The sequence below is a fragment of the Companilactobacillus halodurans genome (genome assembly GCF_009600985.1).
Lineage (GTDB): Bacteria > Bacillota > Bacilli > Lactobacillales > Lactobacillaceae > Companilactobacillus > Companilactobacillus halodurans.
Genome location: NZ_VDFP01000014.1, coordinates 45,143 through 69,308, shown reverse-complemented (window position 1 = coordinate 69,308; position 24,166 = coordinate 45,143). Strand labels below are relative to the sequence as shown.

General features: G+C 37.2%; 19 protein-coding genes, 2 tRNA genes, 2 pseudogenes and 1 riboswitch. Of the genes and pseudogenes, 7 read left to right on the top strand and 16 right to left on the bottom strand.

Annotation, left to right across the window (positions count from 1 at the left end):
• Window positions 1–159: 159 nt before the first annotated feature.
• The 3 genes and pseudogenes from FHL06_RS08040 to FHL06_RS08030 all read right to left on the bottom strand — a co-directional run bounded on the left by FHL06_RS08040 (window position 160) and on the right by FHL06_RS08030 (window position 3,019).
• Window positions 160–1,372, bottom strand: a pseudogene (locus FHL06_RS08040) (NAD(P)H-dependent oxidoreductase).
• Window positions 1,373–1,383: 11 nt separating this feature from the next.
• A complete protein-coding gene (locus FHL06_RS08035; protein WP_153385710.1) occupies window positions 1,384–1,992 on the bottom strand; it encodes an NADPH-dependent FMN reductase in 609 nt (202 codons plus the stop codon).
• 100 nt (window positions 1,993–2,092) lie between these two features.
• A complete protein-coding gene (locus tag FHL06_RS08030; RefSeq protein ID WP_153385709.1) occupies window positions 2,093–3,019 on the bottom strand; it encodes an FAD:protein FMN transferase in 927 nt (308 codons plus the stop codon).
• A gap of 153 nt (window positions 3,020–3,172) precedes the next feature.
• On the opposite strand from FHL06_RS08030, the gene FHL06_RS08025 reads away from it, so the two are divergent.
• A complete protein-coding gene (locus FHL06_RS08025; RefSeq protein ID WP_153385708.1) occupies window positions 3,173–5,002 on the top strand; it encodes an FAD-binding protein in 1,830 nt (609 codons plus the stop codon).
• Between the two features lie 118 nt (window positions 5,003–5,120).
• Here the strand turns inward: FHL06_RS08025 and FHL06_RS08020 are convergent.
• From FHL06_RS08020 to FHL06_RS08005, 4 genes are all read right to left on the bottom strand, one after another.
• Window positions 5,121–5,193 (bottom strand) — tRNA-Thr (locus tag FHL06_RS08020).
• A gap of 91 nt (window positions 5,194–5,284) precedes the next feature.
• A tRNA-Asn gene (locus FHL06_RS08015) sits at window positions 5,285–5,357 on the bottom strand.
• A 64-nt stretch (window positions 5,358–5,421) separates the two neighbouring features.
• Window positions 5,422–6,711, bottom strand: a complete 1,290-nt coding sequence (serS, locus tag FHL06_RS08010; protein ID WP_153385707.1) for a serine--tRNA ligase — start codon at window positions 6,709–6,711, stop codon at window positions 5,422–5,424.
• 319 nt (window positions 6,712–7,030) lie between these two features.
• Window positions 7,031–8,479: an amino acid permease gene (locus FHL06_RS08005; RefSeq protein WP_153385706.1), complete on the bottom strand. Its 1,449-nt coding sequence runs from the start codon at window positions 8,477–8,479 to the stop codon at window positions 7,031–7,033.
• A gap of 79 nt (window positions 8,480–8,558) precedes the next feature.
• Window positions 8,559–8,732, bottom strand: a riboswitch (Lysine riboswitch).
• A gap of 139 nt (window positions 8,733–8,871) precedes the next feature.
• Here FHL06_RS08005 and FHL06_RS08000 point away from each other — a divergent pair.
• Window positions 8,872–10,338, top strand: a complete 1,467-nt coding sequence (locus FHL06_RS08000; protein WP_153385705.1) for a helix-turn-helix domain-containing protein — start codon at window positions 8,872–8,874, stop codon at window positions 10,336–10,338.
• Between the two features lie 64 nt (window positions 10,339–10,402).
• On the opposite strand, the gene FHL06_RS07995 is transcribed toward FHL06_RS08000, so the two are convergent.
• From FHL06_RS07995 to FHL06_RS07965, 7 genes and pseudogenes are all read right to left on the bottom strand, one after another.
• Window positions 10,403–11,077, bottom strand: a complete 675-nt coding sequence (locus tag FHL06_RS07995) for a WxL protein host-binding domain-containing protein (RefSeq protein ID WP_238333984.1) — start codon at window positions 11,075–11,077, stop codon at window positions 10,403–10,405.
• Window positions 11,072–11,518: pseudogene (locus FHL06_RS14690) on the bottom strand (DUF916 domain-containing protein); the annotation flags it as partial. The pseudogene FHL06_RS14690 and the gene FHL06_RS07995, both read right to left, overlap by 6 nt.
• A gap of 4 nt (window positions 11,519–11,522) precedes the next feature.
• Window positions 11,523–12,506, bottom strand: a complete 984-nt coding sequence (locus FHL06_RS07985; protein ID WP_153385702.1) for a WxL protein host-binding domain-containing protein — start codon at window positions 12,504–12,506, stop codon at window positions 11,523–11,525.
• A gap of 85 nt (window positions 12,507–12,591) precedes the next feature.
• The gene (locus FHL06_RS07980) at window positions 12,592–13,689 is read right to left on the bottom strand and encodes a DUF3324 domain-containing protein (protein WP_153385701.1); all 1,098 of its coding nucleotides are present in this window, start codon (window positions 13,687–13,689) and stop codon (window positions 12,592–12,594) included.
• 119 nt (window positions 13,690–13,808) lie between these two features.
• Complete coding sequence (locus tag FHL06_RS07975) at window positions 13,809–14,657, bottom strand: WxL domain-containing protein (protein ID WP_153385700.1); 849 nt, start codon at window positions 14,655–14,657, stop codon at window positions 13,809–13,811.
• 146 nt (window positions 14,658–14,803) lie between these two features.
• Entirely contained in the window at window positions 14,804–15,277 is a 474-nt protein-coding gene (locus tag FHL06_RS07970) for an LPXTG cell wall anchor domain-containing protein (RefSeq protein WP_153385699.1), read from the bottom strand.
• A 114-nt stretch (window positions 15,278–15,391) separates the two neighbouring features.
• The gene (locus FHL06_RS07965) at window positions 15,392–15,904 is read right to left on the bottom strand and encodes a GNAT family N-acetyltransferase (protein ID WP_153385698.1); all 513 of its coding nucleotides are present in this window, start codon (window positions 15,902–15,904) and stop codon (window positions 15,392–15,394) included.
• A gap of 101 nt (window positions 15,905–16,005) precedes the next feature.
• Here FHL06_RS07965 and tpx point away from each other — a divergent pair, with 101 nt between their 5' ends.
• Entirely contained in the window at window positions 16,006–16,497 is a 492-nt protein-coding gene (gene tpx, locus FHL06_RS07960) for a thiol peroxidase (protein WP_153385697.1), read from the top strand.
• Window positions 16,498–16,924: 427 nt separating this feature from the next.
• On the opposite strand, the gene FHL06_RS07955 is transcribed toward tpx, so the two are convergent.
• On the bottom strand, window positions 16,925–17,686 hold the full coding sequence (locus FHL06_RS07955) for a flavodoxin family protein (RefSeq protein WP_153385696.1): 762 nt from the start codon (window positions 17,684–17,686) through the stop codon (window positions 16,925–16,927).
• Window positions 17,687–17,862: 176 nt separating this feature from the next.
• On the opposite strand from FHL06_RS07955, the gene FHL06_RS07950 reads away from it, so the two are divergent.
• The 4 genes from FHL06_RS07950 to FHL06_RS07935 all read left to right on the top strand — a co-directional run bounded on the left by FHL06_RS07950 (window position 17,863) and on the right by FHL06_RS07935 (window position 22,069).
• A complete protein-coding gene (locus FHL06_RS07950; protein ID WP_153385695.1) occupies window positions 17,863–18,504 on the top strand; it encodes an SDR family oxidoreductase in 642 nt (213 codons plus the stop codon).
• Between the two features lie 237 nt (window positions 18,505–18,741).
• Window positions 18,742–20,079, top strand: a complete 1,338-nt coding sequence (locus FHL06_RS07945) for an NCS2 family permease (protein ID WP_153385694.1) — start codon at window positions 18,742–18,744, stop codon at window positions 20,077–20,079.
• Between the two features lie 206 nt (window positions 20,080–20,285).
• The gene (locus FHL06_RS07940) at window positions 20,286–21,524 is read left to right on the top strand and encodes an AAA family ATPase (RefSeq protein ID WP_153385693.1); all 1,239 of its coding nucleotides are present in this window, start codon (window positions 20,286–20,288) and stop codon (window positions 21,522–21,524) included.
• Window positions 21,524–22,069, top strand: a complete 546-nt coding sequence (locus FHL06_RS07935; protein WP_153385692.1) for an N-6 DNA methylase — start codon at window positions 21,524–21,526, stop codon at window positions 22,067–22,069. Before FHL06_RS07940 ends, FHL06_RS07935 begins: the two co-directional genes overlap by 1 nt.
• A 69-nt stretch (window positions 22,070–22,138) precedes the next feature.
• On the opposite strand, the gene FHL06_RS07930 is transcribed toward FHL06_RS07935, so the two are convergent.
• Complete coding sequence (locus tag FHL06_RS07930) at window positions 22,139–24,058, bottom strand: heavy metal translocating P-type ATPase (RefSeq protein ID WP_153385691.1); 1,920 nt, start codon at window positions 24,056–24,058, stop codon at window positions 22,139–22,141.
• Between the last annotated feature and the right edge of the window lie 108 nt (window positions 24,059–24,166).

Below are 24,166 nucleotides of genomic sequence, written 5' to 3'. Positions count from 1 at the left end.
ATATTTTTTCATAGCTTGTACAATAGGCAACCCATTATTAACATCTGTTATACAAGCCAATTTAATATCTTTTGAAAACAAAGAAAACCCTCCCGTTGGATTACTCCAACTAGGAGGGTTCACTTCAAATAGTTGGTCGTCTTTTGTTTTCTTTAATAATTAATTTTCCTTAGAAGCACTGGTTGTAGCATCAACTTTTACTTCTGGTTTAGCCGGTTGTTTTGAAGCACCAGAAGTGGCATCAACTTGACTATTTGGATCAGCAACTAATTTTTGACCAGTTGCTTGCAAGTAATAGTCAACAATTGGCTTCAAATCAACTGCCCATTCATTAACGCCTTTGTAATTATTATCCTCATCATGCATTGCCTTATAATAGTGCATCACGTGGCTTTTTTCTTCATCGCCAGGTACGGGGCATCGAGACAAGGTCTGATTTACCAGTTCTCAACTCATTGATAACTTGTTTGACATGTTTAATAACACGCTTTATATCGGGATGGACCTTATCAAGACTATCTCCAACTTGAGCAGGCGTTCTCTTAGCCAACATCTTCTCAGTTGGTAGAGCTCTATTGTAATAAATAAATTGGTTGTTCTCGTCAACGTAAGTCAATTCTAGAGGAATCGTCTTCAAGAAGTAATTCAACTGATTGACTGTTAGAAGTCCACTGTCAAGTTTGACGTAGCTATTACCCTCAACTGCATTGACCTTTTTAGCAGCCTTGTCGAGCCAATCGTCGTCGTTCATCTCAACACCTTTGACCGTAGTATCGGTACCAGTCTTGGCACTGAGATCTTCATCTTCATAATCGTTTGTCGTACCAATCATATTGATGACACGAGCAAATTTGATGAAATTCTGCAAGGTCGTCTGTAAGAAATCAATCGTTCTTTGGTCTTTTAAATCATTATTTTCATCGAAGGCTTCTTTGACATTACCCAACAAGAATTCATTTCCGGGCAAAACAACTGCATTAACACCAGGAGCTTCAAGAATCTGACGCAAATGCAACTGTGCGCGGGCTGACCCTTGTGAGTGATAGGATGCTCCAACAATCATAACTGGCTTTCCATCCAGAGGATGAATCTTATATGAGAGCCATTCGATGACGTTCTTTAAAGCAGCAGGGACACTGTGATTGTGTTCTGGAGTAGCAATGATAACTCCGTCAGCAGCACTGATTTTCTTATTCAAATCTTGAATAGCAGGACTATTAGTTTGGTCGTCATCTTGGCAAAACATTGGTACGTCATTGATATCTAAGACATCGATATCAACTAAACCTTCAAAATGTTTTGCAATAAACTTCAATAAAGTCCGATTGTATGATTGTTCAGCGATTGAACCGGCAATACCTACTAATTTCATATCTTTTCCTCCTAATCTTTATCCCATGAGAAATCTTTTGCCTTTTGCTTGTTGATATCACTGGCATTATTTAATTGCTTAGAGATATTAACGAATTGCAAAAAGTCTTTAAAGAGTCCATCAAGTTGTTTTGAAACCTTTTTATCTGCTAAATTGCCCTTTTCATCGAAAGCCTGCAATGAATGTGCTAACAAAAATTCCGAACTTGGCATGATGCGAGCTTTTAGTTCAGGTGAATCTAAAATTTGGCGCAGTTGCGATTGAGCTCGTGATGAACCCAGTGATCCATAAGAAGCTCCAGTAATCATCACTGGCTTATCCACGAATGGATGAATGCCATATGACAACCAAGCTAGAGCGCTGGATAAAGCTGCGGGGATTGAATGGTCATATTCAGGTGTAGCAATAATAACGCCATCTGAATCCACAATTTTTTTGGCAATATCTTTAGCCCGTTGCGGAACGAATTGATCAGGCGTCTTCTTATAGAGTGGCAACCCTTTGATTTCGACTAACTCAATTTCAGCACTGGTCTGAAAATGTTGCTTCATATACTGCAATAATTCACGATTAGTCGACTTCTTTGAATTTGATCCAACAATTGCTATAAATTTATTCATATCAAAAATCATCCCATTTATATTAATTTCCCAAGCTCATTGTAAAATGTTTCACTAATTAAATCAATATACTTTTTTATATTAGTAATATATAAAATACTTATATTAGTTTGAAATTATTCAAGCCACTAGTTACAACAGTTTCCAAGTCTTTAGTTATGAAAACAGCCTCAATCCCTCGTTGAGCTTCAATCATCGCTTTGCCTTTTTCAATACCTTGATAAAATCCTAAGGTCGACCAAATTTCGCCATCGATAGATTTATCGCTGACAATCGTGACGCTGGCTAAATTATTTTGAATCGGATAACCAGTTCTTGAGTCGAACATGTGATGATATTCATGACCGTCAACAACTAATTTACGCTCATAAATTCCTGAAGTACCAATCGATTTTTCAGGAGTACGTAAGACTCCTAATGAAACATCACGAGGTTTAAGAGGATTTTGAACGCCGATATTCCACAAACCATCTTCATGTAGACTTGGTCCTACTAATGAGACGTTGCCACCTAAATCAATAATTCCGGTTTTGACATTTCGTTTTAACCACAATTTTTTAATTTCATCAGCAATATAGCCTTTAGCGATACCACCTAAATCAATCTCCATACCCTTTTCTTGTAAGAAGACGGATTGTTTTGCATCGTCTAAAATAATTTTTTCTGGATCAATAATTTTCAAACGTGCTTGAATATCTTCATCGCTTGGTTTATTGGCACCCTTAAAGCCAATTTTCCACAGCTTGACCAAGGGACCGATAGCAACATTGAAGCCTAAGTGCTTTTGGCTGACTAAAACAGCTCTTTTAATCAAATTATAAGTATCGAGCGAAACTGAGACTGGTCTTTTACCTGCTTGGTGGTTAATCGACATGACCTCAGATTCCTTTCGATTGACAGTTAATTTATCTTCAAACTTTTGAATCAGCGCATAACCAGCATCTAAATCATCGATGCTACTGGGTTTTGCGACTGATAAATTTATCAGCGTTCCTAAAGCGTAATAGCTCTTATTTATTAATCCCATGGAAAATCCTCAATTCGTTTTCAAAATAGATAAACACTTGCAAGCTCTCTCATGATAGCTCTAATTGTCGTTCTCGACAAAGGGAACTTATTCACAATATCACAAATTAGCGGTATATTAATCCTAACATTGTGAGGAAATGGAGTGAATTAAATGTTTGAGGATTCAAAAATAAAATGGGATGCAAGTTATGACGTCATTGTCTTAGGTTTTGGTGGCGCAGGTGCATCTGCCGCTAGATTTGCTGCGGATAACGATAGTAAAGTTTTGATTACAGACTCTGCTCCAGAGGGTCATGAAGGTGGAAATACCCGTTATGCTGGTCAAGTTATTTCTTCAGGTTCTAACTTAGATGACTTGAGAAAATATTATCAAGACCTTGCATTTCCTTTATCATACGATAAAGATTTAATGGAGACTTATGTTAAGGGACTTTATAATATCCCTGATTACTTAGAAAAATATTTGGGTGTTAAGCCATTTATCATGAGAAAACACCCTGACTCACCGGTTTCAAAAGCCTTGCACTTTATGGCTCACGAATACCCCGAATTTCGTGGTCAAGCTACTCATGATTTAGTTGCTGTTCACGAAGGTGTCGCTGATTCAGCCCTTTGGAAGAACCTTCGTCAACAAGTTTTAGACCGTGCTGATAAAATTGACGTTTTGTATGAAACGCCAGCAGAACACTTGATTCAAAACCCTGAAACTAAGGCAATCGTCGGCGTTCAAATCAAGCGTAACGGTAAACTGCTCAACGTCCGTGCAAATAACGGCGTCGTATTGGCAACAGGTGGCTTTGAAAATAACCACAAGATGGTTGAAAACTATCTTGGTGAAACTAGTTTGAACCCAATCGGTTCGCTTTATAACAAAGGTATCGGCGTTAAGATGGCTAGCGAAGTTGGTGCTCAACTTTACAACATGAACAACTATGAATCATATGGCATCTTTCATGGCCTAACTCCAAAGCCTGCTGACGGCAAACGTTCGCAATTTCTTCCCTTCGATTGGCCAGCCTTCCATCAAGGCAGCTTGATTGTTGTTGGAGACGATGGAACTCGTTACTTCGATGAAAATGAAATCCATAGACATGGACACATCAAAGATCACGGCAATTGGAGAATCCCAAATGCTCAACGCCACCCTTACGTCGTCTTCGATCAAAAGAAATACGATGAATTGAAAAACGACAAGAATGCTCCTTATCCAGAATTTTTAAAGGCAGTCGTTAAAGCTGACGACTTAGCAAGTCTAAGTAAAGTAATGAATGTATCAGTTGATAAACTAAAAGAAACGATTAAAGACTTCAATCATTTTGCCGAGATAAAACACGATTATGCTTATAACCGTGATGCAAAAACTCTAACAGCCTTTGATAACGATGGTCCCTATTACGCTTTGGCAATGGTCCAAGGATTGTTGAATACCCAAGGTGGACCGGTTCACAACTCCAAGGCTGAGGTCGTCGACAATGATAACGCCGTTATACCACATCTCTATGCTGCTGGTGAATTGGGCAGTTTGATGGGACGTCAGTATAACGGTGGCAGCAACCTAGCTGAGAATTTAATCTTCGGTAAAATTGCCGGTGAAAATGCTGCCGAAAAGAAACCTGAAATTAAAGTTGAAACAGTCCAAACTGATGCCAATTCTTCAGCTAGCGTTCACGAATCTGGTTTAGGCTCTGATGTTGGTGAAGAACATTTTGAAACTAAAGCTAACCAATATATCGGCAAGTCAACTGCTGGCATGGGCAATGAAATCGTTGTTCGGGTCACTGCCAAAAATAAATCCGATATCGAAAATATCGAAATTTTGAAACAAAGCGAATCTGACGATTACGGACTGAAAGCTGTTAAAGAACTTCCTCAAGAAATCGTTGAGAAGAACTCAACTGATGTTGATACAGTTTCTGGTGCTTCCGCTTCAAGTAAGGCAATTAAAGAAGCTGTTCAAAATGCTTTAAACCAAATAAAATAATTTAATTAAAGTAATAAACACGATAATCAAAAGATTGGTTATCGTGTTTTTTTGCAAAAAAAAAGTAAACGTTGATTACTCAACGTTTACTTGGAAGGATATTTCACTTCATTATCTATGCCGTCTGCAGGATTTGAACCTGTGACCGCCGGTTTACGATACCGATGCTCTACCAACTGAGCTAAGACGGCAAAAATAAAGAAAAACCTATAAAAAAATTACATCTAATTCTTTGAACTAGATGTAATTTATTGGACACCTAGGTTTTCCTAAGTATTATAACTCCGGATGTCAGACTCGAACTGACGACACCCTGATTAACAGTCAGATGCTCTACCAACTGAGCTAATCCGGAATAATTCAATAGCTCTTTAACAGAACTATTAAATTTTATCAATTTATCGGCTTTAGGTCAATAACTATTTGGCATTTTCTTTAGTAATTTTTGTTACGCCACCCATATATGGTACTAAAACATCGGGAATTGTTACTGATCCGTCTTCATTTTGATTGTTTTCAAGAATTGCAGCAACTGTACGACCAGCAGCTAGTCCTGAACCATTCAATGTGTGAGCCAATCTAGTCTTGCCATTAGCATCACGATAACGAATGTGAGCACGACGAGCTTGGAAATCAAGACAGTTTGAACAACTTGAAACTTCACGATACTTGTCTTGAGCAGGCATCCAAACTTCAAGGTCATAAGTCTTAGCAGAACTGAAACTTGCATCCCCACTTGAAAGAACGATAACGTGATATGGAAGTCCTAATTGTTGCAAAATGTTTTCAGCATTAGCTGTCAACTTCTCCAATTCGTCGTATGATTCTTCAGGCTTTGCCACCTTAACCATTTCGACCTTGTTGAATTGGTGCATTCTAATCAAACCACGAGTATCACGACCAGCAGAACCAGCTTCAGAACGGAAGCAAGGTGTTAGAGCTGTGACATACTTAGGCAAGTCTTTTTCATCCAAAATCTTATCAGCAAAGTAGTTCGTCAATGGAACTTCAGCAGTTGGAATCAAAGTCAATGGGTTTTCGTCGACCATTACGGTATAAACGTCTTCAGTAAACTTAGGAAATTGACTAGTACCAAACATAGCATCGTTGTTAACTAAGTATGGAGGAATTACTTCGGTATAGCCTTCCTTTTGGTGTTGATCCAACATGAAATTATAAACTGCACGTTCCAATCTGGCACCCATACCAATGTAGTAAACGAAACGACTACCAGAAACCTTTGTAGCTTGTTCAAAGTCTAAGATTCCTAGTTCTTCACCGATATCCCAGTGGTGGCGAGGTTTGAAGCCTTCCTTAGGAATAGCGCCAACCTTTCTGATTTCCACATTAGTGCTTTCGTCAGGTCCAACAGGAACAGAATCGTCGGGAATATTAGGAAGACGAACCAAAATATAATTCATCTTTTCTTGAGCTTCTTCAAGTTCACTATCGATTGACTTAATATCGCTACCAACTTGTTTCATAGCAGCAATTTCATCGTCAGCACTTTCCTTGTTGCGTTTCTTTGTTGCAATATCTTGAGAAACCTTATTTCTCTTTTCTTTCAATGTTTCAGTCTTAACTAACAAGTCACGACGCTTTTCATCGTATGAAAGCAATTCATCGATTTCTTCAGCCTTAACGCCACGTGAAGCTAATTTATCCTTAATCCAATCTGGATCTTTTCTAATCAACTTAATGTCTAACATGACCAACCTCCTATATTTTAACTGTGCCACATAAGTAAACAGTTTTGATAAAAACTAACGCATAAAAAATAGCCGATTCATCCCAATAAAGGGACGAATCGACTATTCGCGGTACCACCCAGTTTCAGCGTATGCAAATACACTGCACTTTCAGATTTTATCGGATCAAACCGAACGGAATTACCCGTTACCATAGAATGCTGGAATAAAAACCTTAACGATTCACACCGACCATCGTCTCTCTGAAGGGTTTGTGAGTAGGCACTCTTTTAGCGTTATATTCATCTTTAATAATAGTTTAAAGCATCACAAATTTCAACTAGTAATGATTATCCTTCTTTTCTTGCTCAACATCGATATCTTCAAGTTTCAAGAACTTAGTCTTATGCTTAATCTTGTAGTAAGCCCAGCAAATAAAGAGAATAATCAAACCACTGTAACTAATCAATAAACGTCCAAAGTTGAAATTAACCATTGAACGAACATCTTGACCCAAAATAATAATGATACCTAAGATAATGGCTAAAATTGGACCAAATGGGAACCACTTAGCCTTGTATCTCAAATCATCGAGACTGTATCCCTTATATAGGTAAGCCTTTCTGAAGCGGTAATGGGAAAAAGCGATTCCCAGCCAAGCGATAAATCCAGTCAACCCACTAGCAGCAACTAGTAATTCATAAAATGAGTCGCCATATAAACTTGTAAATAGCGCGATGGCTCCAATTAGCGCTGTCAAAAGAAGTGAGAAGACGGGAACCCCACGACCATTAGTTCTTTGAAAAGCCTTAGGTGCCATGCCATTTTTACTCATTGACCAAAGCATCCGACTAGCAGCATAAAGACCTGAGTTAGCAGCTGAAATAACCGAAGTTAAAATTACAGCATTCATGACTCCAGCGGCTAAAGGAATCCCGACTTTCTTAAAGACAATCGTAAATGGACTGATAGCAATATCGCCAGCACCTGAACCCAACAAGTTAGGACTTGTATAAGGAATCAAGGCACCAATAACAGCGATTGATAAAATATAAAATAGAAGGATTCTCCAAAAGACTTGTTTGATAGCCTTAGGAATACTCTTTTCTGGCGTTGCTGATTCACCAGCTGTGATACCGATCAATTCAGTTCCCTGAAATGAGAACCCAGCAACGACGAAGACGCTTAGGATTGCCGGTATTCCTCCGACAAAAGGTGCCTTCTTATATGAATAATTTGTCAATCCGACAAAGTTTTGATTACCTAAAATACCAAGAATGCTTAAAATACCAACAATCAAGAAGATAATAACGGCGGTAACCTTGATTGATGACAACCAATATTCTGTTTCTCCAAATGAACTTACCGAAATAAAATTAATTACCAAGAGGATTATCATGAACGTCAAACTGATTTTCCACGAAGTCCAGCTTGGGAACCAATACTTAACTACTAAAGAAATTGTAGATAGGTCGACTGCCAGTGTGATAGCCCAGTTGAACCAGTAATTCCAACCTAGCGCAAACCCAAAAGCAGGGTCGATAAATTTTGTTGCATATGTAGCGAACGATCCAGAGACTGGCATATATGTTGCCATTTCTCCTAGACTAGTCATCAAGAAGTACACCATGATACCGATAGCCACATAAGCTATCAAAGCTCCTCCTGGACCAGCTGTTGAAATCGACGAGCCACTTGCGACAAAGAGCCCAGTTCCAATTGAACCACCAAGCGCAATCATCGATAAGTGACGGGTCTTCAACGACCTATTCACATCATTATTTTCCATCTTTCATTCCCCTTTTTGGATATAAAAAAAATCCTTATTATCAGAGGAACTACCGACAATAAGGATTATAATTATCCCATTAATCAATAGCTCAACGCAAAAAGCGACAGTCTACTGCCTATTAAGCAATAGCCCAATCAAATTACCAAGTAGGGATAACATGATTTCGGCAAACTTTCCTTTCATATTTTTTCAAAGTACCCTATCCGCACTCAAAAATACTAATAATAAAGATTGCACCTCTATCTGATTACAAAACATTATAAATAAATGTTAAGATAGTAGCAAGTAGTGTTTCGTATATTATTAAACTTTTTTAATTATAACGTTACCGGGGGAAGACATATGTTGGAGCAAATTTTCTTAGTAAGCAAGACGTTGAGAAATACCACATGCTAACTGTGATTAAATCGTTACCTCCTCGTGAAGTAAACTTGAGTAATATCAGTAACCGACTACAATTCACCTACCAAAAAGCATATAATATTTTCCAAGCATTACTAGAAGACCTTGCTGACGTCGCTCCCGATATTGATGCTAGCGATACAAAGATAGAATCAATCGACTTCAGCAAAATTGCCATCGATACTTATCGACTATACTTGGTTAAAAATTCCATCGTTTTCCAAGCTTTCAATTATGGATTGACTAGTTCTAATCCTTCATTTGAAAGTTTTAGTAGCGACCACTTTACCAGTAAGTCAACTTTGAACCGACGGATGTCAAAATTCCGTGCATTCTTAAAGAATTTTGGCCTGAAGATTTCTAACTCGACACTAGAAATCAAAGGAAACGAAAAGAATATCCGCTGGATGGCATATTATGTTTATTGGTACACTTATCACGGTCAAGAATGGCCTTTTACACTAATCCAAGAAAATTCAATCGACCAGATTATCGGACGCGCGGGGATCAAATTCGATAATCCAATCGTTCATATTCAATTAAAATATTTTTTAGCTATTTCACGGATTAGACTTATCAAACGTAACTACATCGAAGAATTGCCTTATTATAACGATGTTTTCGGTGATCAAATGCTTGGTCAGGATATCTTGACCCATGAGGATTATCCAATTGTGCCTATTTTGGCGTTGGATAATGAAAATAAGTTAGTCAATCTCTTTAGAAAGACCGCTTTTCAACCTAGCGATACGGCTTTTGAACAACCAATCAACGCTAATGCTAGAATCAACCCGAAATTCTATGCGCTCGTTTATCACTTTATAGATTTTTTGAAAGAACATTATCACGACGACATGAGTGTTTATCACAATCAAAAGACTTTGAAACACATCATGACCTACGTCACAAGAGACATCGTATTCTATTATATTATGGCGCCTTATTCAATCATGCATCTAGATACGATGTACACTTCCGATGAAGAACGAGTTTATACGGATTTATATAAAGATATCTATAAATTCTTCTCAAACGTTGACCAAAACGAATTTACTGGTATCTATAATGCATCCGAATTGATTTCTAGAAATCTTTATCAGGTCTTGCCAAGTTACATCTCCACGATTCGTGAGGAAGACGTTATCAAGGTCAAAGTTTTGATTGATCCTGGTAACCAAGCAGCTGAAGTAGTTTTGAGGAATATCAGAACTTTGAAGTTCGTTGAAATCGTTCCAAGCAACGTTTACGAAAATGTCGATGTTTTGATAACATCTTTAGACGTCTTGCCATTAGATATCAAAAAAAAGAAATATCCAGAGAATCTAAAAGTGATTACTTGGGATATTTCTTCGACAAGACCAGACTATATTTGGTTGCTGATTCAACTGAATGCAGTTTATGTGAAGAAACTCAAAAATAAAATTGATAATAAAAAGAAGAAAAAAGCACTTTAAAGCATTAAGAAATAGGCCAAGGTAATCAAAATGGATTACCTTGGCCTATTTGTTTTGAACTAGATTATTTCTTATGACGCGACGATCTAGTGTCGCCTGAACGAGTCTTCTTAGAATCATCAGTTTGTTTCTTATTTGGCAATCTGAACTTGCCGCGGCCTTTCTTAGGGCCATCACCCTTGTTACGTTGTGAATAGTAGAGATACATCCAAACGACGACCGCTATTAAAACGATGATGCCAACAATAATAGCTATCCACTGTTTATTGTTAGTTTGTTGCTTAGGCGTGGCTGCTTCAGTCACGTTATCAGCTTCTCTTTGTTTAACGGTAATATTGTAGTTGAATGACTTATTAAAGCCATTGTTATTCTTTAAAGTGATTTGAGCTTTATAAGTTCCAGCTGTTAACTTTTTAATTGGAATAAAATAGTTAAATCGCGAATTAGGAGCTATCTGCAAGTTATCAGCATTGTAATTGGTCGTCTTAGAGCCATTTTTAATTTTAGCTGTTAGAGACACTTTATTGATGTTTATCGGTGCGGTATTGTCCATCGTATAGGCAATCCCGGTTGAACCAGCCACTGCTTTAGGAGCAGCTGAAGTCAAATGCATATCTGGCATGACCCCATCATCTTTTGAACGAAGCACGACGCCTTTAACGTAGTGAACTTGATTCTTGATGTTGATATTCTTTGATTTGGTAGGACTGACTGACGCCGTTGTCGTGACACCACCCAAAATAATACCAGCATATTCGGAAGCTGGTGATTTCACCTTAAATTCGACTGTCTTGTTTTCCCCAGTCTTTAACTTAACGACTTGCTTACGTTTGCCATCAACTAACGAGGTCAAAGATGGCAGTTTAGACTTGTAAGGCTTGGCATCATATTTGTCATAGCCGATGACCCCTGAATCTGCTGTATAGGCATTATTGACTTATGCTTTGACGGTAATAGGTTTGCTCCCCGTATTAGCAATCAAAACTTTTAAAGTCTGCTCCTTATTTGGTTCTACTTTCAAATCAAAATAAGATTCATCTTTATTAATCTGATTATTCGGCAAAATTGCCTGAATGGCATAGGACTTATCAGAGTCAGCTTTAATTGTTGTCGCAAATGGCAAAATAGTTGCCAAGAGCAATAATAATGTTGAAAAAAAGATAATTATTCGTTTCTTCATACTTTTAGCTCCTACCTGAATACCAGATTGCCCAGAAAATTAAGAAGATGATTGAAACCAAGACGCAGACAATCAAGATATATGTTGTAGTCTTATTATATATCAAACCCTTGCAACGTTTATTAATATCATTGGCTTGTTCTTGAGTAATTGTGTAAGTTTTATGGAACGTCCAAGTTGCTTTGCCACTACGAGCGGCCCCTTTGACGACATACTTGCCTGCTTGAATCGGCGTAGTATTTTGGTCAAAGTCAACTGGAATACGAGAGTTAGGTGCAACCTTTGGATAAGTCGTATCAACTTGCATCTTTTTAGGACCGAGATTGAATCGATCAAGCCAACTCTTGCGCTTAACTGTCATATGAACGATGACATTTTTCATGATTCCCGGTTCTTTATTTTGGAGATTGATAATTATATGTGGCTTTTTTCTGATGACATCTAATCCCAAATTGTGCAAACTCAATATTCCGCCGACTGGTTTATTATCATCGGTAATCCAAACTGGAACATCCGCATTACCAGGAACTTGATTGCCAGTATCATAAATATTGAAACCACCTAATAACAACCCTTTAATATTTCCACTAGGCAATTTGACTTTAAAAGTTAAATCCTTAGTTTTATTAGGACGTACTAAGACAGTTTGCGGTTTAGTCATATCAGAAAAAGCATACTTCAAGCCATACTGTCCTGCTTTAACATTTTGCGTATAGACGATTTTGCCATCCATCGATGTCGTGGCATTCGTTGGTACAACTCGTAAGTTAGCTTTTCTAACCCCAAAATTAGAAATTGATATTTTTAATGTCCGCACGCCCTTAGACTTCCCCACGATTTGAAAACGATCAGTAACATCTGAATCGTTCTCAATCAAAGGCGTAACGGTTATGCCGTTTAAGTCAGCTTTTACAGCTTGCGGCTTGATAATAAAAGTAACTAATGCAAAGAAAATAATTGATATAAAATAGATAATTTTTTTATTCATAATAATCCTCTAATCAGAGACCTTATGTAATACATGATACTAAAAAAGCTGCTCCAAGTGTTGGAACAGCTTAATTTATTTTTTATTAACGACGACGTCTTCTCGTATTATTACCAGAATTATTATTGCCATTATTATTCTTGTTATTATTTCTCTTACCTAAGTAAATACCTAAGCCGAGGATAATTGCTAATGCAAGAATTGCTAGAAGAATGTATAACCAGAGATAGTTTGGCTTGATACCTGCTAGCTTGTTGTATTTAGCAGCATCGTTATTAGTAATAGTGAAGTCCTTGTTGAGAACCCAGCTCTTGATGCCACCTTCAGTCTTGTAAGTTAACTTCAAGTGATAATCACCAGATTGCAATGACTTTTTACCCCATGAGATTCCCATATTGAAGTTTGTCGTTGGTACAATATCCGCTTGAGAATCCTCAGTTATCTTGAAATCTTTATCACCCTTTTTAGTAATGACCGCGTGTGCTTTCAAAGTACCAGCATAAGAATTAGTAGAATTATGAATATTAGCCTTAACACCTTGATTTTTACCATTGGATGTATTTGTTAATGCTGGCTTAACAGATCTGATGGAGTATTTAGGCTCAACAGATTTATTACCACTTTGACGAATTTGAATAGGAATAGAATAGCTAAATCTATTTTTAATCAACGTACCATTCTTAGAAACAGTTCCTTTAGCTTTTTCTTTATAAGGGGCTACTGAAACACCACCCATCAAAGTACCATTGAATTTCTTTTCAGGAACTTTCATCTTAAAAGTCAACGTTGCTGTCTTATTTCCAGGAACGGAAAAAACCGCTTTCTTAGGAGTTGCTAAACTGCGTGTCTGAATTTTCAAAGATGGGTCAGTAACTTTTAATTTATTATAGCCAATTGCTCCACTATCTGTCGTATAAGCCGTTGTTACATTAAATTTGAATTGTCTAGTTCTATTAGCGCTATTGATAACCATTAATTTCAAATCAACAGATTGGCCAGGATTACCAGTAATATAATAATTGCCACCATCAATATTCAAATTATCAGTATTTGAACCACCAACCTTAAGAGAATAATCTCCAGAAGAACCTGCAGCCTTGACATTTGTATTATTAGAACCTATTGCAAAAATTGTTATAAAAAACAATAATATCGAAAAGATTCTTAATTTTCTTTTATTCATCCTATACCTCCCCAGATATAAAATTAATTACAACCGATTACATTATAAAATAAAAACCACTACTAATGTAGTAGTGGTTTCTTTATTTATAATAAATTTATTACTCTTATAATTTCAAACTATCCAGCATCTGGTGCTGTTGTTGTTCCTGTTTTTGTTGGTTTTGCAGCTAATGTCCATGTGATTGTTGAATTATATGACTTCACAGCTGCATCTTTTGCATCAGAACTTGTTGAACCATTAGTTCCATCCACTAGCTTCAATGAAGCTGAATCAGGAGTACTATATGTGGCATTGATACTACCTGCTTTATATGTACCTGAAGCTAAATCTATAACTGTTTGAGGTGCTGCGGTTGCACTTGCTGTAATAGGAGCTTCTTCAGTCTTTAACGATGCACCTTCGTTTGCTACATTAGCACCTTCATCATTTGTCAATCCAACTGGGTTTAATGTCATTGTAAATGCCTTACCTGCAGCAGTAGATCCATCTGTAAATAGTGACATACTTGCATTTAAAGTGAAACCAGGTTGGCCAGAACGTGATTCAATAACTTTAACAGCTGATGCATTTTCTGAATCTGTTGCTTGATCGTTATATTTGTTATTGTTCAAATCAACTGTTGAACCCATTGCAGCTGTACCAAATCCAAAGTCAGGAACTTGGTCAAGTACTAATAGTCCGTCAACAACTTTAACGTTAGCATTTGATTGTGCGGATGCTTCACCAATTGTATCAGTTGTACCATCATCATAAGCAATTGCTAATCCACCATCTGGTAGTGAATCTGTTGCCGATGTTTTATATTTACCAGTTTCTGAATCAACTGTTCCTGAAACTTTACCAGTTGATGGATCAACTGTTCCTGATGTTGTTGCAGCTTGTGCTGTAAGTGCTGGTGCAAGTGCTCCTAAAACCATTCCTGCTGTTGCTAGTGATCCTACTAAGACGTTTCTTGATAATTTCATGATATATCCTCCCTGATATAGAAAATTATTTTTTTGTTTTTTGTCTTACTTGATTACAATTAGATAATAACAAATTTTACAACTCGTACATCTCATTATTCGTAAAAGTTATTTATCATAATTGAATCACTTGAAACCTTAGAAACTCACGAAATTCTTAAGCTTTTACGGAGCTTATAACCATAAAAAGCGAATAGACCAATTAAGATTGAAAATCCTGTTATGATCAATCCGGTATCATGTGCATCTCCCGTTTGTGGATATGATGACATGTTGTTGACATTCACTGACGGAGTAGTATCGGTCGTACCAGTATTCTTCATCGAAGCTTTATTGCTATCGCCTGTACTAGTTCCAGTATTATCGGAATTCAACACTACATTAGCATTTGAAGCATTACCGCCACCTAAGTCAGTATCAGCAGCGTCTGACTTGCTGGCGACAACTGCAACTGGTGCCGATCTGTCAGCGCCACCTCCTGTCGTACTGTTGGATTCGGCAATTACTTGTGTAAAACCAAATCCACCAATCACACCCAACAATATAACGGCAATTGCGAAGAAACCGAACATTCGCTTTTTGACTGTGAGACTTTTTCTAGATCTCATTTTCTTCTTCATATAAAAAACCTCTCATCAAAAGTCTTGTTTGTTTTCTCCTTACGCTTTGTATAATACCATCTGTCTACGCCATGAATAGTCCGAAATAATTAAGAAATTCTTACAAGAAATGAATTATTTTTTTAAAAGATAATACTTAACGATATTAACCTGTGATACGTATGGAACCGCTTGATTTACTTTATAGATGTATTCGAACTTTAATTTTTCTAAGAGTTTCTGGGAGATAGGATTGTCTTCTCGACTGCCAGCCCAAATTTCCGTTAACTTAAGCTCATTGAAACCGTAGTCAATCAACAACTGCACCGCTTCTTTGGCATAACCCTTGTGTCGAAATTTTTTATCAATCACGAAACCGATTTCTCTGGTAGCAAGCAGAGTTTGTGTCACGCCCCGTTTATTTAGCTCAATCAGCCCGATCATCAAGTCATTATCCTTTAAAGCAATCGCATAAACATCTTCTCGACGCAAATAGAGGTCGAAAATATCCGCACCAAATTTTTCGTCGGTGGTGTACTCCAGGCCTGAGGAATCGTGGTTATTCTTGTCTTTGACCAATTCAAGAAAAGGCTTCAAATCAGTCTTTTCAAAATTACGTATTTTTATTTTTCTTCCTATTAGTAACATTTCGTGACCTCGTACGTCTTTAATTTGTAATCTTATTTCTAGGCTTTCATTTTGAACTAACTTATAATATATCTATGTCAAAAAGAAAGGTGTGATTCTTTATGGATCTCGAGTTTAAAGGAAATACAGTTTCAACAATTGGAAAACCATTGTCAGTAGGTGAAAAATTCCCTGACTTCACTGTTTTAGACAAAGACAACAACGAAGTCAAATTAAGCGACTTGCTAGACAAGACACTCTTAATCAGTGTTGTGCCAAACATCAACACAAGCGTATGCAGCATTCAAACAAAGCACTTTAACGAAGAAGTAGACGCCCACTCAAGCATCAACTTCGTAACCATCTCTACTAATACAGTAGAAGAACAAAGCAACTGGTGCGCCGCTGAAAACGTTAAGAACATGAGAATGCTATCAGACGTCGACCACGACTTCGGTAAGAAATCAAACCTTTGGATAAAAGACCTAAACATCCTAGCCCGTTCAGTTTGGGTGGTTGATAAGAATGATGAAATCAGCTATTCAGAAATCATGCCAGTACAAACAGATGAACCTAGTTATGATAGAGTATTGGGACAGTTGAACGAAAACTAGAGAGTGCAACAGGGGCGGTCAGCCCACGAGGATTAAGACAATTCCACAAATTGCTCGCGTACTTTGCGAGTGATTCGTGAAATAGGCTTAACCGGAATGGGTTGCCCCTGTGGAACTCGTTTCAATCCAGAGAGTGCAGGAGGCCCGCCTAGACTTCGAGCATTTGCACGACTTCACGAATTGACTGCGAAGCAGGCAGTTTGGGAAGTCAGGCAAAGCACAGAAGTCTGGCCTCCGGAACTCGTTTTAGTTTAGCAGGAAAACCAAGAGAAGCGTGGTTTTAAAGCTCGTGAACTTAAGGTTTGGACCCTTTCCTAAATCCCAAAAGCCACCAATACCAATTCTAAAAACACTAAAAGGCAATCACCAATCTGACTGCCTTTTTATCTACCCAAATTTGTTCGAACTAATCTCCAAAATCATCAAATCATCTCCGACGATGTTTTACAAATGTAACAAAATGCAAAATACATGCCAGCAACACGAAGAAAATCACAGTGAAACTAACATAATTCAACCAAAAACTACCGCCAATAAAGGATTTCATTGGAATTTGAATACCCATTGTTATTAATGCCATCACGGCAATCATGCAGAATAGCTGTATATATCTTTTCAAAGTTGAATCATCCTTTCTCTTTCTAACTGAAATCTTCTTAGCGTATTTGTGACAAAGTTCTTTTTTGCTTTCTGGTATCTCTTTCATCCCAAAAGTACCTGGCAAAACGATTTCCCCGACTTTGATAACGCCTGCTGCTGTCATGACTCGATCGATTGTCTTAAAACTCTCATCAGTCACACCAGTAATGAAGTTCTCCAAAGTTGAAACATAACATGAACTGATACTCAAGTAATGCTTGTTCTTGAATTGTCCGGGAATCGTATCGCCATTTTCTTTGAAATAAACGAATTTGGGACGCATACAATCGAAGAAGTTCTTTAAAACTCCGGAAAGTTCGCGCCAATAAGTTGGTGCAGCGAAGACCCAAACATCAGACTCCATCAACTTCTTCGACAATTCATCCAAGACAGCATTTTTCTCATGGTATTTATGAGGCGTGATATCGTAATTTTCTAAATAGACTGTCTCAGTTTCCACACCAGGCTTTACATTTTGCAAAACTTCGTCCAACAACTTGGCATTTAGACCATGTTCTTGGTGCGAAGCTAATATTCCTAATATCTTCATACTATCTTCTCCCCCTGTCGTGCTAAGTTTAATATACTAATGAATTAGGTTCAATTACTACTAAAAAATTACTTTTCTTCATTATTATATGTCTATTTTGAGTACCGTTAGTGGATTAAACTAGCATTATTAAAAAAATATTGATACAGTATGTTTAACTAAGGAGGTTTTGTAATATGAAAGTTCTTATTATTGGTGCTCACGGAAAAGTGGGTCACCTACTGATTGGAGAGTTACAATCAAGAAACATCGATTTTGTTGCTGGATTGCGCAGTCAAGAACAGATCAAAGCCTACAATGAAAACAATATTGAAACTCAATTCATCGATTTAACAGCTTCACTTGATGATATTAAGGATTCAATTGAAGCTTCTGGAGCTGACGTTATCGTCTTTTCCGCTGGTGCTGGTGGTGCCGGTTATGACAAGACGATTGAAATTGATCTTGATGGAGCAATTAAAACTATGATGGTCGCTGAGACTATTGGCATCAAACGTTATATCATGGTTAGTTCACTCTTTAGCGACAATCGCAGCAAGTGGGAAGCAAGTGGCATTAGACCTTATATGATTGCTAAGCATTACGCTGACGACCATTTGCGCGGAAGCGGTCTTGATTACACTATCATCCATCCTGGCGGCTTGAGCGATGAAGACGGCACAGGCAAAGTTAAGTTGCTCGGTCCAAACGAACAAGGCATGATACCTCGTGTCGACGTTGCCAAAGCCCTCGCCTTGATTATTCAAAATCCTAATACAATTGGAAAAGAATACACCTTTGCTAGTGGCGACCAACCTGAAGAAGATTTCTTCAACTAAATTTTCAATAAATTAAATAAAATCCCAACCAATTCTTGTGAAACTGGCTGGGATTTTATAATTTATTCGGTATTCACACAATTTATATAACGATAATCACCATAACCAGCTTTTTGAAAACAGATTATCCGAACAATATATACATATTCGTCATATTTAATCGTCTTTTAGTTGTATTATTTTACAAGTTCTGTAATACTTACAGAGTAAATTAATAAACCTTAGGGGGTTAATATCATGGAATCCGGTGTAGACAATCTCAGTTTCATCGAAAAGCTCTTTCATATTAAAGAAGCCCAAACTACCGTTAGACGCGAAATATTAGCTGGTTTAACAACTTTTGTTTCAATGGCTTATATTCTCTTCGTCAATCCACAGGTTTTGGGAACTGCTGGTATGAACAAAGGTGCTGTCTTCACAGCCACTGCTCTTTCTGCAATTTTAGGTTCTATCTTGATGGCATTACTTGCCAATTACCCAATCGCCATTGCTCCAGGACTTGGGGACAATGCTTTCTTCACTTATTCAGTTGTTCTAGCCATGGGCATCCCTTGGCAAACAGCAATGGCTGGAGTATTTATGTCCAGCATCTTGTTCTTGCTTATCTCGGTTTTAAAATTACGTGAATTAGTCATCGATTCGATTCCCCATGACTTAAAACTCGCGATGGCCTCAGGTATCGGATTATTCATCGCTTTTGTTGGACTGCAAGGGGGCGGCCTCGTAACTGGAAGCAAGTCAACACTAGTTGAGATGGGGTCATTGACTGTTCCAACTACTTGGCTAACAATCTTTGGCCTCGTGGCAACTGGTCTGTTAATGGCTAAAAAAGTCCCTGGTTCCATCTTCATTGGTATGGTCATGACGACCATCGTTGGTTTAGTAACGAAGTTAATTCCATTGCCACACCAAATCATTTCGACAATTCCCAGCATGAAACCAACCTTTGGTGTCGGAATCGCTCACTTGCCTGATTTAGCTGATCCAAAACTCTGGGCTGTCGTCTTAGTCTTCTTATTAGTAGCGTTCTTCGATACTGCTGGTACTTTGATTGGCTTGTCTGAACAAGCTGGGTTCATGAAAGATAACAAAATGCCTAGAATTGGCCGTGCTTTGATGGCTGACTCAATTTCGATGCTTGGTGGTGCAGTTATGGGTACCACTCCAACAGCTGCTTACGTCGAATCCTCAGCCGGAATAGCAGTTGGTGGTAGAACGGGTTTGACTTCACTAGTCGTCAGTGTCTTGTTTGCAGTTGCCATGTTCTTCTCGCCATTATTAACCGTCGTTACATCAAACGTTACCGCACCAGTTTTGATTATTGTCGGAATCTTGATGGCTCAGTCAATGAAACAAATCAACTGGAACAAATTTGAAATTGCCATGCCTGCTTTCTTAACTATCGTAGGTATGCCATTGACTTATAACATTTCTTACGGATTCGCCTTTGGAATCCTCTTCTACCCTCTCACAATGTGGGCTGCCGGCAGAAGAAAGGAAGTTACACCAATTATGTACATCCTGTTCTTCGTCTTTATTCTCTTGCTCTATACGATTAATGTTTTACCTTCATAATAAATTGATAATGAAAAGAACTCTCTTACAGGCGTCACGCTTGTAAGAGAGTTCTTTTTACGTTCAAAACGATTATAGAATGATATTTTACTATCCACAGAAGATTTTTTTCGATGTTATAAACGAAAAATTTGGTTATAACGTGTATTTTTTGTTAAGATATTACATAGAAAGTTGATAATTTCTGTATCAAATGAGGTGAAACAATGACAAATAAATTACGATTTTTAGCAATCAATATTAAAGGATACCCTCTATTTGAAGATAATCTTCATTTCTCTTTATTAACAAATAGTCGAGTCTCAAAAAATCATACAGAGTCACTCATGCACTTATTTGGCGCCAATTATACAAATAATGTAACGACAATCGTAGGTAAAAACGCTACTGGTAAAACTACAATCATGAAACTTACAATGGGAATTTTATCTCTATTATCAATCGGTAGATCTATCAAGGAAACCAAATTAAAAGAAGCACTTTTTGATGATTCTACAGTAACTTTTGACGTCTATTTTTATGGTAGCAATAATTTTCTTTACCAAGACACTATCGTTATAGGAAAAAGCAGCGATGAAGTAGATTCCGACCTAAATGAATATGAAGTTAAATCTGAAAAAATTTATCGGAAAAAAGCTAGAATCAGCGAAGCTAAGAAAAATTTATTAAAATTCTCCAAAAATGACTTAATAATGGATCGCAACAACTTAAATACTGACGTTGCAGCTGTTTTGGCATCAGATGATTCTATGTTTAGAACTGTCATGAGAAGTAATAATTATGAAACTTTGAAAGTTGCTGACAATACGATTTTTACTAATACTAATTTCTTCATTTCTAATTTTGGAAGTGTACCAAGTGAAGTCTTACAATATTTAGATTCAAGTATTGAATATCTGAAAATTGAAAGTGCAAATAATAATAATACTAATCAACAAATATTTTACAGATTGAAATTCAAAAATAGCAATCAAGAAATCACAGACAGAAATTTTGCAACTATTGAATATTATTTGTCATCTGGAACTGCCAAAGGAATTTCACTTTACACACAAATTCTCAGTACTTTAAAAAATGGCGGAATTATTTTTGTAGACGAAATCGAAAACCACTTTAACCACGCTATTGCCAGAACATTTATTAATTACTTTAAAGATCCAGCAATAAACATTAACAATGCTAAATTAGTATTCACAACTCACTATTCTGAATTCTTAGATGATATTGATAGAAATGACCAAATATTTATTGCTAGAAGATTGAAAAACATATCATTGACTAGATACTCAAATACTAAAATCAGAAATGATCTCTTGAGATCTGAAGTATTCATGTCTAATAGCATTCAAGGTACCGCACCAGAATACAGTGCTTACATAGCTTTAAAGAAAACTACTATTAAGAGTATCAAAGAATTTAACCAACAGCGTGAGGAACAAAAATAATGAATAATAACTACATTGCTGTAATTATTGAAGGCGGTGCTGAAAAGTCAATCATCAATGTTCTTTTAGACCATCACCTACTAAAATTTGATAGAAATGAAATGCTAGAGGAAGATGTCATTAGAGAAAGAAATGGTAGAACCTTTGCCAGAGAACATCTCACATTTGGTTTCCAAAATAATCAAATATCAATTTTGAGAATTTTAGATTCACATAACGAAAAATTCAAAATACCCAAAGCCTATCAAAGATTAATTTCTTCAATTACGAATTTATATACCTCACCTGAAATTGAAATGTTATTTATCGTTAGCAACGGCGACTTTGATGCTTTTAAAAATCGAAAGGCAGATAAAAGTGGCAAAAAATTATCAGCTCACAATTGGTGTAAAAGTCATTACAAAAATATGAATAATCTTAAGTCTCCAGATTTTGTTTATGATTATTGGAATAATCAGCCTGACGAATTGGTGAGAACAATAAAATTATATTCCCGAAAATGTAATTACCCTTTTCAAAATACCCTTGCGAGTATCCTGAAATAATCGTTCATTTTAATAACATAGCAAAAGAAGCAACCTTTCAAGATAACTTGAGAAGTTGCTTCTTTTTGTTCAATTATCAAAATTAATAAATTGTAATCTAATCGCATTTAAAACCGCAATAATCGTCACGCCCACATCGGCAAAAACTGCTTGCCACATATCGACTAATCCTAAAGCTCCCATTAATAAGAACAAAACTTTAACAATTAAAGCAAAGCTGATATTTTCAAGCACGACCCGACGAGTTTTCTTGGCAATCTTCATTGTCTTAGAAACTTTAGAAGGTTCATCGCCCATAATGACGATATCGCTTGCTTCAACAGCGGCATCGGATCCTAAACCACCCATTGCAAAGCCAATATCTGAATTAGCTAAAACTGGAGTATCGTTGATGCCATCGCCGACAAAGGCTACTTTTTTATTAGCTTGATGCGATTTTTGCAAGAGGTTTTTGATGATTTGGACTTTATTTTCAGGCAACAAGTCCGTATAAACGTCGCTCGTCTTTAATTTCTTAGCAATCGCTGAACCGATTTTTTGATTATCGCCTGTCAGCATGACCGTTTGCGAAATCCCGCGATTGTTCAATAATTGGATAGCTTTTCGAGCATCGCGCTTCGGTTCATCTGAAATCACGATGCTACCTAAAAAACGCTGTGATTTAGCTACATAGATGATAGTTCCTAAAGCAGTATTTTTTACATAATCTATGCCAGCTTGTTGCATGGCCTTGTCATTTCCCACGATTACCTTTTCTCCAGCAATCGTAGCAACTAAGCCGTGTCCTGCTTGTTCATGAGAATTCTCAACGCTCAAGAGTTTTCCTGAATAAGCCTTCAAAATTGAGACGGCAATCGGATGCGTCGAATTCTTCTCAACACTAGCAGCTATTTGTAAAAGCTGTTCTGGTGAAACATCGTTAACTGGTGTCACGCTAGTAACTGAGAACTGGCCTTTAGTTAACGTTCCAGTCTTGTCAAAGGCGACAGTATCGACTGAATTCAAGGCTTCCAAATAATTGCTGCCCTTGATCAAAATTCCTTGACGAGAAGCGGCTCCAATGCCACCGAAAAAACTCAAGGGAACGGAAATCACTAAGGCACAAGGACATGAAATCACTAGAAAAATCAAAGCTCGATAAATCCAAGTGCTCCAAGCTCCTGCAAAAGCTAATGGTGGAACGACAGCTAAAGCAAGCGCTAAAAAGACAACGATTGGCGTATAAATTTTGGCAAATTTAGTAATGAATTTTTCCGTGTCAGCTTTTTTATTGCTGGCATTTTCAACTAAGTCTAAAATCTTAGCAACGGTCGAATCGTTGTAGACTTTGCTGACTTTAATTTGCAATGTGCCATTTTGGTTGATCGAACCACTTAAGGCTTTGTCGCCAACTTTTAAATTTTGTGGCATCGACTCACCTGTTAAAGCTGAAGTATCGACTGATGATTGTCCTAAGACAACTGTTCCATCTAAAGGAATCTTCTCTCCAGGCTTCACTAAAATGATTTGTCCAATCAAAACTTCACTGGGGTCAACGATTTTAGTTTCCTGACCGATTTTTAAAGTCGCAAAATTTGGTTTTACTTCTAGTAAAGCTGAAATCGACTTCTTTGATTTATTAACCGCAACATCTTCAAAGACGTTTCCCAATTCGTAAAACAGCATCACAGCAATTGCTTCAGGATACTCTCCTAAAATGATTGCTCCAATCGTCGCAATACTCATCAAGAAATTCTCATCAAAGATATCACCTTGAAAAATATTTCGAATGGCTTTATAAACGATTCTGGCCCCAATCACTAAATAGGCGACAACGAAAAAGATTACGTCGACTGGCCCAGATACTAAAGAACTTGAACCAAGAAGTAGTAGAATAAAAGAGGTTAAGAGTCGTGTGATCGTTATTTTTGTCTCACGACTTAACTCATTTTTTACTCGTTTAGGTTTATTTTTAATTTTATAATCAGTTTGGACATCGTATGACTTCATCGAGAACATCCTCCTTGAAATGATTATATGTTCATTTGAATATATGAGCATTCATTCATATATTGATTATAATATAATAAGTCTTAATGAATTTCAACCTATTTCAAC